Origin of the sequence: Pseudomonas syringae (assembly GCF_001698815.1) — a bacterium.
Lineage (GTDB): Bacteria > Pseudomonadota > Gammaproteobacteria > Pseudomonadales > Pseudomonadaceae > Aquipseudomonas > Aquipseudomonas syringae_A.
Map to the genome: position 1 here is coordinate 43,720 of NZ_LGSI01000071.1, position 11,977 is coordinate 55,696.

The following is an 11,977-nucleotide window of genomic DNA, read 5'->3' on the forward strand; positions in this document are numbered from 1 at the left end:
TCATTCTGACCGAATCAATCGACGCGGCGCGATCCGCCCGTCTTCGCTCACTTCACCGATACCGATGAAGCGACCTTCGTGATCTTGTACCCGAACCATGCCGAACTGCGGCGCGTCCGGTGCTCTCACCGGTTGACCATGCAACCAGTAAAACGAACTGTGTTCCGAAAATTGCAGCAGCGGCCAGTGTTGCAGACCGCTGTCCGATGGCATCAGGAAGCGATCAACCGCTTCATTACCGCCGTCGGCATGCACTTGCTCCAACTCTTCCAGCGTAACCGTCTGGGCCAGGCTGAAAGGTCCGGCTTGTGTACGACGCAGCTGCGCGACATAGGCGCCACACCCGAGTGCTTCACCAATATCTTCAACCAGTGTGCGGATATAGGTGCCTTTGGTGCAGTCCACCGACAAGCGTGCAGTCTCGCCTTCGCTTTCCAGCAATTCCAGGCGCGCAATAGTAACAGAACGCGCCTCGCGCTCCACTACTTCCCCGGCCCGAGCCAGTTTGTAAAGGGGCTGGCCATCACGCTTGAGCGCTGAGTACATCGGCGGTATCTGACTGATTTGCCCACGAAAAGCGGGTAAAACCGCTTCGATATCCGCACGACCAACGGTCACCGGACGCGTCTGTAAAACTTCGCCTTCGGCGTCGGCCGTCGTCGTTGTCTTACCCAGTTGCATCACCGTCTCGTAGGATTTGTCCGAATCGAGCAGGTATTGCGAGAACTTGGTAGCCTCGCCAAAGCACAAAGGCAGTACACCCGTGGCCAAGGGATCGAGACTGCCGGTGTGCCCGGCCTTTTCGGCGTTGAGCAACCAGCGCACTTTCTGCAGGGCCGCGTTGGACGTGAAGCCCAGTGGTTTGTCGAGCAGGATGATCCCGCTGACGTTCCGGCGTATACGCTTGACCTGAGCCACTCTTTATTCCTCGGTGCTTTCTGGCTTCGCGTTCTGCGCCGCGCTTTCCGGATGCTGACCGTCTTCAGCCACTGCGCGCTCGATCAAAGCCGAGAGGTGCGCGCCACGCACGACGCTTTCGTCGTAGTGGAAATGCAACTGAGGAACGCTACGCAGCTTCATTTCGCGGGCCAATTGCATGCGCAGGAAACCCGCGGCGGAATTGAGCACCTTGATGGTCTGGGCGATTTCTTCAGCGCTGTCCTGACCCATCACGGTCATGAAAATCTTCGCGTGACCCACATCACGGCTGACATCAACAGCCGTAATGGTGACCAGACCTACGCGCGGGTCTTTGATTTCGCGGCGGATCAGTTGGGCCAGCTCGCGCTGCATCTGATCGCCAATGCGTTGGGTACGGCTATATTCTTTTGCCATGTTTTGCTACCTGATACTGACCGGGGCCGAAACCCTTGCGGTCTGAAAGCGGCAAACGCCCGGCCTGACGGATGTCGGACCGGGCGTTGCGTTTAGAGCCCATGACAGGGCGCGGGGCATTTGCATGCGGCGACCTGTCATGGCTCCGATAGCTCGCGACTTAGAGGCTGCGAGCCACTTGGACCTTCTCGAAGACTTCGATCTTGTCACCGACCTTGACGTCGTTGTAGCTCTTGACGCCAATACCGCATTCCATGCCGGCACGAACTTCGGCAGCGTCGTCCTTGAAGCGGCGCAGGGATTCCAGCTCGCCTTCAAAGATAACGATGTCTTCACGCAGAACACGGATTGGACGGTTACGGTGAACAACACCTTCAAGAACCATACAACCGGCAATTGCGCCGAATTTCGGAGAACGGAACACGTCACGCACTTCGGCGATACCCAGGATATTTTCCCGAACGTCGCTGCCAAGCATACCGGTGAGGGCTTTCTTGACGTCTTCGATGATGTCGTAGATCACGTTGTAGTAACGCATGTCCAGACCTTCCTGCTCGACGATCTTGCGCGCACCAGCATCGGCACGCACGTTGAAGCCGAACAGAACAGCGTTGGAGGCCAGTGCCAGGTTGGCGTCGCTCTCGGTGATACCACCGACACCGCCACCGACTACGCGCACTTGCACTTCATCGTTACCCAAGCCGCCCAAGGCGCCCTGCAATGCTTCCAGCGAGCCACGGACATCGGATTTGAGGACGATATTAAGCGTCTTCTTCTCTTCCTGACCCATGTTCTCGAAGATGTTTTCAAGCTTGCCGGCGTGAGCACGGGCCAGTTTGACTTCGCGGAACTTGCCCTGACGGAACATCGCGACTTCTCGCGCTTTCTTCTCGTCAGTCATTACGCTCATCTCGTCGCCAGCGTCCGGCGTGCCATCAAGACCCAGGATTTCGACCGGAATCGATGGACCTGCTTCCTTGATTGACTTGCCATTCTCGTCGAGCATCGCACGGATACGGCCGAAGTTCGAACCTACCAGAACCATGTCGCCTTGACGCAGCGTACCGTCCTGAACCAGAACAGTCGCGACAGGACCACGGCCCTTGTCCAGACGGGACTCGACCACAACACCACGGCCAGGAGCCGAAGGCGTTGCCTTGAGTTCCAGGACTTCGGCTTGCAGCAGAACAGCTTCCAGCAGGTCGTCTACACCGGTACCCACTTTCGCGGAAACCGAAACGAACGGCGTATCACCGCCCCACTCTTCGGAAGTCACGCCGTGAACCGACAACTCGCTACGGATGCGATCGAGATCAGCGCCCGGCTTGTCGATCTTGTTCACTGCAACTACCAATGGAACGCCAGCAGCCTTGGCATGCTGAACAGCTTCAATGGTCTGCGGCATCACGCCGTCGTCCGCTGCAACCACCAGGATCACGATATCCGTTGCCTTGGCACCACGAGCACGCATTGCGGTAAACGCAGCGTGACCCGGGGTGTCGAGGAAGGTGACCATGCCGCGTTCGGTTTCAACGTGGTAGGCACCGATGTGCTGGGTGATGCCGCCGGCTTCGCCTGCAGCTACCTTGGCACGACGGATATAGTCGAGCAGGGAAGTCTTACCATGGTCGACGTGGCCCATTACGGTCACAACCGGAGCACGGGAGAACGATTCGCCTTCGAACTTCAGGGACTCGGCCAGGGAATCTTCCAGGGCGTTGTCGCTGACCAGGGTCACTTTGTGGCCCAGCTCTTCAGCAACCAGTTGAGCAGTTTCCTGATCCAGTACCTGGTTGATGGTGGCTGGAGTACCCAGCTTGAACATGAACTTGATGATTTCAGCAGCCTTGACCGACATCTGCTGGGCAAGATCGCCAACAGTGATGGTCTCGCCGATCTTCACTTCACGCACGACAGGGCCGGTTGGGCTCTGGAAACCGTGGGCGTTGCGTTTCTTCAGCTTGGCCTTGCCGCGACCACCGCGACGGAAGCTGTCGCTTTCTTCGTCGGTAGTACGTGGCGCAACACGTGGCGCTGGCGCTTTCTCTTTAACAGAGGCGCGATGCGGAGCGTTCTTGCGATCGCCGTCGCCGCCACGAGCATTTCTGTCATCGCTGCGTGGTTTGTCCGGACGACGCTGTTCGTCACGCTTGCGCGCATCAACAGCTGGGGCCGGAGCAGGGGCCGCAGAAACAACCGGCGCTTGACGCGCTGGCTCGGAAACTGGAGCGGGAGCCGCTGGCGCTGCAACAGCGTCGGTGGCTGCAGTAGCCCCGGCAGGCTGGTTGCGTGCGTCTTCTTCGGCGCGGCGCTTGGCTTCTTCTTCAGCCTTTTGACGAGCAGCATTTTCTACTGCGCGGCGTTCGTCCATTTCGCGTTTACGCTCGGCTTCGATTTCTTCCGGGCTGCGTTGAACGAATACTTTCTTCTTGCGAACTTCAACGCTGATGCTCTTGCTACCAGCAACGCGCAGGGTGCTCGTGGTTTTGCGCTGCAAAGTGATCTTGCGCGGCTCTTCCACTTTAGCCTTGTGACCGCTTTTCAAATGCGTCAACAGGGCTTGCTTCTCGTTATCGGTCACAACTTGCTCGGCGGCGGTGTGCGGCAGACCTGCCTCACGCATCTGCTGTAACAGGCGCTCTACCGGTGTGTCGACCACTTTGGCCAGTTCTTTCACCGTGACTTGCGTCATGCACTTCTCTCCTCAGGCCGCGCCTACTTACTCGAACCAATGGGCTCGGGCGGCCATGATCAACTTGCCGGCACGAATATCGTCAATGCCGTCGATGTCGAGCAGGTCGTCAATAGACTGCTCGGCCAGGTCTTCGCGGGTAACAACGCCGCGCACCGCCAGTTCCATCGCCAAATCCTTGTCCATACCCTCAAGCGAGAGCAGGTCTTCGGCCGGATGGGCGTCTGCCAGCTTTTCCTCAGTAGCGATGGCTTTGGTCAACAAACGATCCTTGGCCCGAGCGCGAAGCTCGTTGACGGTATCTTCGTCAAAGCCGTCGATGTTGAGCATCTCCTCCACCGGTACATAGGCAATCTCTTCCAGGCTGGTGAAGCCTTCATCAACCAGTACCTGCGCGAGATCTTCGTCGACTTCCAGCTCTTCGATGAAGTTGCGCAGAATGTCGCCGGTCTCTGCTTGCTGCTTAGCCTGGATGTCCGATTCGGTCATCACGTTCAGGGTCCAGCCAGTCAACTGACTTGCCAGACGAACGTTTTGACCACCGCGACCAATGGCCTGCGCCAGGTTGTCCGCGCCAACGGCGATGTCCATTGCATGGGCATCTTCATCAACGATGATTGCCGCGACTTCAGCCGGGGACATCGCGTTGATGACGAACTGCGCCGGGTTATCGTCCCAAAGGACAATATCCACTCGCTCGCCGCCCAACTCGCCAGAAACAGCCTGAACGCGCGAACCACGCATGCCGATGCAGGCGCCTTGCGGATCGATTCGTTTGTCCTTGGAGCGAACAGCGATTTTTGCACGCGAACCCGGGTCACGAGAGGCAGCCATCACCTCTATGAGACCTTCGGCGATTTCCGGAACTTCAATCCGGAAAAGCTCGATCAGCATCTCTGGCGCAGTACGCGACAGGATCAACTGAGGGCCACGGTTTTCGGTACGGATTTCTTTGAGCAATGCCCGAACACGAACACCTACCCGGAAAGTTTCCCGCGAAATGATGTCTTCACGTGCCAACAAGGCTTCAGCATTGTTGCCAAGATCAACGATGACATTGTCACGCGTCACTTTTTTAACAGTACCGGAAATGATTTCGCCCAAACGCTCACGATAAGCGTCGACGACCTGAGCACGCTCAGCCTCACGGACCTTCTGCACAATGACTTGCTTGGCGGTCTGGGCTGCGATGCGACCGAATTCGATGGAATCGATCTTCTCTTCAATCAGATCGCCCGCGACGGCACCAGGTTTTTTGGCTTGCGCCTGGTCGACAGCCAATTCGTAGGCCGGGTCGTCAAGATCTTCGTCTTCGACCACTGTCCAGCGACGGAAAGTCTCGTAGTTACCCGTCTGACGATTGATTTCTACACGCAGTTCAACTTCATCTTCAAAGCGCTTCTTGGTAGCAGTGGCAAGCGCCAGCTCCAGTGCTTCGAAAATCACTCCTGCCGGAACGCCCTTTTCATTGGACACCGACTCAACAACCAGCAGTACTTCTTTGCTCATCGTACGCCTCGCCTTTCGCAAGCCATTGGATCCGCGGGATCCGCAGTATCTGGCACGTCTCAGTCAAACGTGGGAATAATGTTGGCCTTGTCGATCAGATCGATCGGCAACAGATACTCGTGGTCTTCTACATGCACCACGACATCCTGTTCCTCCACCCCGCGGAGAAGGCCCTGAAAGTTGCGTCGACCATCGAAAGGCGAGCGCAGCTTGATCTTCACTTGTTCACCGGCAAATTTTGCAAACTGCTCAAGAGTGAACAGTGGGCGTTCCATGCCAGGCGAGGAAACTTCAAGGGTGTATTCAGCAGCAATCGGATCTTCAACATCCAGAACGCCGCTGACCTGACGGCTCACGATGGCGCAATCGTCCACCAGCACACCGCCCTCTTTATCGATATAAATACGCAACATTGAGTGGCGACCTTGAGCCGAAAACTCAATGCCCCAGCATTCATAGCCTAGGGCCACGACCACCGGGGCCAGCAAGGCCTGCAACTGTTCTAGCTTGCTCGACACCTGAACCCCCTCGTGCATGCTTTAAAAATAAAAAAATGGGCGAAGAGCCCATCCATGAAAACGCCGTCGAAAGCGGCGTCATAAACTGTCCAGCTAACAAAAAGCCCCTAAAAAGGGGCTCCGCTAAAACTGGTTGCGGGGGCTGGATTTGAACCAACGACCTTCGGGTTATGAGCCCGACGAGCTACCAGACTGCTCCACCCCGCGACAAAGCTGGGGCGGAAGTATACGGCTGATCCCTTACAGGGTCAATCGAACATCCACCTACAAGAAAGCCCGCTAATGCGGGCTGCCCTGATAATTGGTACCGAGAAGGGGACTCGAACCCCTACACCCATTGGGCACAACCACCTCAAGGTTGCGTGTCTACCAATTCCACCACCTCGGCAATACAACGTTGACAGCCTCGAAATCACTGCCTGTTGAAACTTTACTTCTTCTCTGGGGCTTGAGGTATGTCAGCTGGTACTACCGCTGGCTTTTGCCCTTCGAGAACCGGAACATCATCTGCTGCCGGCTTTTGCTTCACTTCCATTACTGCTGGATCTGGCAAACCTACTTGAGTCAGCTGTTGAGCTTTCTCTTTAGCAAAGTAACCTAACCCCAAGCTGGTTATGAAAAAAGCTGCGGCGAGTATAGCAGTAAACTTACTAAGAAAGGTAGAGGAACCTTGGCTTCCGAATACAGTATTTGATGCACCTGCTCCGAATGACGCGCCTGCGTCCGCACCTTTACCCTGCTGCAGCAATACCAGGGCGACAACACCCAGAGCGCCCAACAGATGAAAAACGACTACGACTGTTTCCAGCATTTTTTCAGTTTCCCGCGGCGCGACAGATCGCACCGAACTCATCTGCATTCAGGGACGCTCCACCAATGAGCCCCCCATCGATATCCGGCATGCTGAACAGTTCGACCGCATTGGCCGCCTTCACGCTGCCGCCATAAAGAAGTCGCACGCCTTGTGCGACCTCAGCATTCTCTTTCGCCAGTTGTGCACGAATAGCGGCGTGCACATCCTGCGCCTGTTGAGGCGAAGCAGTCAGCCCGGTGCCAATGGCCCAGACCGGCTCGTAAGCAATTACCGCATTGACCAGAGCGTCAATACCCAGCGCTTCAATGACACTGCCAAGCTGCTGCCCGACAACTGCAAGCGTTTCGCCAGCTTCGCGCTCTTCGCGGGTTTCGCCAATGCACAGCACGGGCGTAAGACCACTTGCCTGAGCGGCAGCGAACTTGCGAATCAGAACCTCATTGCCTTCGCCCATAATCTGGCGACGCTCCGAATGACCCACAAGCACCAGACTGCAACCTGCATCAGCCAGCTGACTCGGCGATACTTCACCGGTCAACGCACCCTGCCCTGCTTCGTGGGCGCAATTCTGCGCACCAACAGGAATCGACTTGCCTTGCAAACCATCAATCACCAGATTGATGTGCAGACTCGACGGAAATACCGCGACATCAACACCGCCAGGGAGAGCCTGTGCAGCAAGGCCCTCAATCAGCTCAGCGACGCTGGCGCGGGTACCGTGCATCTTCCAGTTACCAGCTACCATAGGGCGACGCATGCTGTACCTCGTCGGTCAAAGTGGGCGCAGATGTTACCCAACAGTTTCAACACTGGCAAGCCGAAATCAGGCGCAAACTTCTGCAACCAGCTTTGCAAGCTCGTCAGCATAGGCACGAACCTGAGCCTCATCCTCACCTTCAACCATCACGCGAACCAGTGGCTCAGTGCCCGACTTGCGCAAAAGCACGCGACCACGACCGGCCATTGCGTCAGTTACACGCTGGCAAGCCTCCTTGACCGCAGGATGCTCTACCGGGTTCACACCGCCTTCAAATCTTACATTGACCAGCACTTGCGGGCATTTACGCAACGCCTGGCGAGCCTCTCCCAGACTTTGATTGCTGCGACGCAGAGCCAGAAGCACTTGCAACGCAGCAATAATCGCATCACCGGTCGTCGTGTGCTGGAAGCAGACGATATGGCCTGAGTTTTCACCACCCACTTGCCAGTTACGCTCTTGCAGCTCAGCGATGACATAACGATCGCCTACATTCGCCCGCACGAACGGAATATTCAGCTCGCCCAAGGCCAACTCAAGCCCAAGATTACTCATCAGCGTGCCGACCACGCCGCCCTGAAGGCGACCTCGCTCGTGAAGATCACGGGCAATGATGAACAGCAGGTCATCGCCATCGACGATGGCACCGGTGTGGTCGACCATCAGGACACGGTCGCCGTCGCCGTCAAAACCGATGCCCAGATCAGCATGCTCAGCAAGGACCGCAGCCTGAAGCGCGCCCATATGGGTAGAACCGCAATCCTTGTTGATATTCAGCCCGTCAGGCTGAGCCGACAGAACGGTCACCTGAGCGCCCAGCTCGCGAAACACGTTGGGCGCAACCTTGTAGGTCGCGCCATGAGCACAATCGATGACTAGCTTGAGCCCGGCAAAGTCAGTACTTGAGGGCACGCTGCTTTTGCAAAATTCAATGTAGCGACCTGCAGCGTCATTGATACGCGAGACCTTGCCGAGCTTTTCCGACTCGACGACGGTCATGGGTGTATCCAGCAGCTCTTCGATCATCATCTCGATCTCGTCAGGCAGCTTGGTGCCCTGCCCCGAGAAAAACTTGATGCCGTTGTCGTAATGCGGATTGTGCGAGGCGCTGATCACGATACCTGCTTCAGCGTGAAAGGTACGCGTCAGATAGGCAATCGCCGGCGTCGGCATTGGCCCAAGCAGCATGACGTCTGCACCTGCAGCCGACAGGCCTGCTTCCAGAGCCGATTCAAACATGTAACCGGAAATTCTTGTGTCTTTGCCGACCAGGATTCGACAGGCGCCAAGGCGGCGAAACGCCATACCCGCAGCCCAACCCAGTCTCAGCATGAAATCGGGAGTAATCGGAAACTGCCCCACTCGGCCACGAATGCCGTCTGTTCCAAAGTATTTTTTGGTAGTCATCGCTGCTCCATCATTCTTATTCGGCCGCTTCTACAGCGGCGATCATGCGCACCACATCAACCGTCTCGGCGACATCATGCACACGTAAAATTCTTGCGCCCTTGGTCATGGCCAACGCTGCCAGCGCCAGACCTCCGAAAAGACGCTCGCCCACAGGCCGAGCCAACGCACCGCCGATCATGCTCTTGCGTGAGACACCAACCAACAGCGGACGTCCCAAGGCATGCAGCTCTTGCATATGTTTGAAGAGACTCAGGTTGTGGTCGAGGCTTTTCGCGAAGCCAAACCCCGGATCAAGAATGATGCGCTCGTTCGGTATGCCGACAGCTGCGCACTGCGCCATACGCTCCAGCAAGAACGCGCTGACTTCACCCACCAGATCCTCATAGTGCGGATTGTCCTGCATGTCGCCAGGCTCACCGCGCATATGCATCAGGCATACGGGAAGGCCGGTCGCAGCGGCAGCATCAAGTGCCCCCTCGCGACGCAGCGAACGCACATCATTGATAAGTCCGGCGCCGAGACGCGCCGTCTCGCGAATTACCGCAGGCGTGGATGTATCTACGGAAATAATGACATCCAGCTCGCGATGCAACGCCTCGACGACCGGAGCGACCCGCTCAAGCTCTTCAAGGGGAGATACGGAGCGTGCGCCGGGTCTCGTAGACTCGCCACCCACGTCGATAAGCGTTGCGCCAGCAGCAACCATCGCCTCGGCATGACGCAATGCGGCGTCCAGACGATTGTAGCGACCGCCATCCGAAAACGAATCAGGGGTAGCGTTCAGGATTCCCATCACGTGCGTATGGGATAAATCAAGAACCCGGTTGCCACAAGGCAACCGGGTCGGGTACAGCACAGAAGTCATGTCAGACCTTAGTGTTCAGCAGCTGGACCGCCGATTGGGGTTTCTGGACGGATGTCCGGAGGAGTTACCGGCGCACTTGGCGTACCCGAACCACCTTCCCAATCGCGTGGCTCGCGCGGAGCACGGCCAGCCATGATGTCGTCGATTTGCTCGGCATCGATCGTTTCGTACTTCATCAGCGCATCTGCCATCGCATCCAGCTTGTCGCGATTATCCGTAAGGATCTGCTTGGCCGTGCCATAGCACTGGTCAATGATGCTGCGCACTTCGGAGTCGATCAAACGAGCAGTTTCAGCCGACAAACCACTGCTTGGACCACCACCACCGCGACCCAGATAGCCTTCGTTCTCATCTTCGCCGTACAACAACGGACCGAGTTTTTCCGAAAGGCCCCATTTGGTCACCATGTTCCGGGCAATCTGGCTTGCACGCATGATGTCGTTGGAAGCACCGGTGGTTACACCGTCGAAGCCCAGCGTCATCTCTTCAGCGATACGGCCGCCATACAGCGAGCAGATCTGGCTGATCAAGGCACGCTTGGACAGGCTGTAACGGTCTTCCTCGGGGAGGAACATGGTTACACCCAGCGCACGACCACGAGGAATGATCGACACTTTGTAGACCGGATCATGCTCAGGCACTACACGACCGACAATAGCGTGACCAGCTTCGTGATAAGCAGTGTTCTGCTTCTCTTTCTCGGACATGACCATGGATTTGCGCTCGGCGCCCATCATGATCTTGTCTTTGGCCAGTTCGAACTCTTTCATTTCAACAATGCGTTTACCGGTACGGGCGGCGAACAACGAAGCCTCGTTGACCAGGTTGGCAAGGTCGGCACCGGAGAAGCCAGGCGTACCACGAGCAATTACGCCCGGATTAACGTCTTCACCCATCGGCACTTTGCGCATGTGGACTTTGAGGATCTGCTCGCGACCACGGATATCCGGCAGACCAACCACGACCTGACGGTCGAAACGACCCGGACGCAGCAAGGCTGGATCGAGTACGTCAGGACGGTTGGTAGCGGCAATGACGATAATGCCATCGTTCATTTCGAAGCCGTCCATCTCTACCAGCAACTGGTTGAGAGTCTGTTCGCGCTCGTCGTGACCACCACCCATGCCAGCGCCACGATGGCGACCCACGGCATCGATTTCGTCGATGAAGATGATGCAAGGCGCGTGCTTCTTGGCTTGTTCGAACATGTCACGGACGCGGCTTGCACCAACACCCACGAACATCTCGACAAAGTCAGAACCGGAAATAGTGAAGAACGGCACTTTCGCTTCGCCGGCAATCGCCTTGGCAAGCAGGGTTTTACCGGTACCCGGTGGGCCCACCATCAACACGCCGCGTGGAATGCGGCCGCCAAGACGCTGGAATTTGCCCGGATCACGGAGGAACTCGACCAGTTCGCCGACTTCTTCCTTGGCTTCGTCGCAACCTGCGACATCAGCCAGGGTCGTCTTGACCTGATCTTCAGACAGCAGACGCGCCTTGCTCTTGCCGAAACTCATCGGCCCGCCCTTGCCTCCCGCACCACCTTGCATCTGGCGCATGAAGAACATGAACACGGCGATGATCACGAGGATCGGGAAGCTGGCAACCAGAAGCTGAGTCCAGATGCTCTGCTGCTCAGGCTGCTTACCTTCGATAACCACGTTGTTATCGACCAGATCACCGATTAGACCGTTGTCCTGAATGGCCGGACGAATGGTCTTGAAGGTGTCGCCGTCGCTGCGCTTGCCTGTGATGACGTAACCATCAACAGCAACCTTCTCAACCTTGCCATCCTTGACCTGCTGGATGAACTCGGAATAGTTGAGGGTCTGCGGCTCGTTCGGGCTGGAGAAGTTGTTCATCACCGTCACGAGGACTGCCGCGATGATCAACCACAGGATCAAATTCTTTGCCATATCGTTCAATTAGCTACCCTCTGAAGCAAGCTCCACGCAGGAGCGTGCCTCGCATGATATTCACCGGCCTAACTTACTACAGAACCTACAGATGTGGCAGGCGCCGTCTGTAACCCTTTGTGAAACTTTGACTACAGCATGTTCGTTTATGCTTCAAC

At 56.8% G+C, this 11,977-nt stretch carries 10 protein-coding genes and 2 tRNA genes; all 12 read right to left on the bottom strand.

The genetic code is table 11. The annotated features are described in order from the left end of the window. A complete protein-coding gene (gene truB, locus AFK24_RS26555) occupies positions 1-918 on the bottom strand; it encodes a tRNA pseudouridine(55) synthase TruB (protein ID WP_065836082.1) in 918 nt (305 codons plus the stop codon). Between the two features lie 3 nt (positions 919-921). Beyond that, positions 922-1,335, bottom strand: a complete 414-nt coding sequence (gene rbfA, locus AFK24_RS26560) for a 30S ribosome-binding factor RbfA (RefSeq protein ID WP_020293200.1) — start codon at positions 1,333-1,335, stop codon at positions 922-924. 160 nt (positions 1,336-1,495) lie between these two features. Continuing rightward, positions 1,496-4,027 (bottom strand): translation initiation factor IF-2, encoded by a 2,532-nt coding sequence (gene infB, locus AFK24_RS26565; protein WP_065836083.1) that lies wholly within the window; start codon positions 4,025-4,027, stop codon positions 1,496-1,498. 27 nt (positions 4,028-4,054) lie between these two features. Further along, positions 4,055-5,536 (bottom strand): transcription termination factor NusA, encoded by a 1,482-nt coding sequence (gene nusA, locus AFK24_RS26570; protein ID WP_065836084.1) that lies wholly within the window; start codon positions 5,534-5,536, stop codon positions 4,055-4,057. Positions 5,537-5,595: 59 nt separating this feature from the next. After that, positions 5,596-6,054: a ribosome maturation factor RimP gene (gene rimP / locus AFK24_RS26575; RefSeq protein ID WP_065836128.1), complete on the bottom strand. Its 459-nt coding sequence runs from the start codon at positions 6,052-6,054 to the stop codon at positions 5,596-5,598. Between the two features lie 130 nt (positions 6,055-6,184). Then, positions 6,185-6,261, bottom strand: a tRNA-Met gene (locus AFK24_RS26580). 95 nt (positions 6,262-6,356) lie between these two features. Next, positions 6,357-6,442, bottom strand: a tRNA-Leu gene (locus AFK24_RS26585). A 42-nt stretch (positions 6,443-6,484) separates the two neighbouring features. Continuing rightward, complete coding sequence (secG, locus tag AFK24_RS26590) at positions 6,485-6,865, bottom strand: preprotein translocase subunit SecG (protein WP_065836085.1); 381 nt, start codon at positions 6,863-6,865, stop codon at positions 6,485-6,487. Positions 6,866-6,869: 4 nt separating this feature from the next. Next, positions 6,870-7,625, bottom strand: a complete 756-nt coding sequence (gene tpiA / locus AFK24_RS26595; protein ID WP_065836086.1) for a triose-phosphate isomerase — start codon at positions 7,623-7,625, stop codon at positions 6,870-6,872. Between the two features lie 66 nt (positions 7,626-7,691). Continuing rightward, positions 7,692-9,032 (bottom strand): phosphoglucosamine mutase, encoded by a 1,341-nt coding sequence (glmM, locus tag AFK24_RS26600; protein WP_065836087.1) that lies wholly within the window; start codon positions 9,030-9,032, stop codon positions 7,692-7,694. Between the two features lie 16 nt (positions 9,033-9,048). Next, on the bottom strand, positions 9,049-9,900 hold the full coding sequence (folP, locus tag AFK24_RS26605) for a dihydropteroate synthase (RefSeq protein ID WP_065836088.1): 852 nt from the start codon (positions 9,898-9,900) through the stop codon (positions 9,049-9,051). 8 nt (positions 9,901-9,908) lie between these two features. Further along, positions 9,909-11,819: an ATP-dependent zinc metalloprotease FtsH gene (ftsH, locus tag AFK24_RS26610; protein ID WP_020293192.1), complete on the bottom strand. Its 1,911-nt coding sequence runs from the start codon at positions 11,817-11,819 to the stop codon at positions 9,909-9,911. Positions 11,820-11,977: the final 158 nt, after the last annotated feature.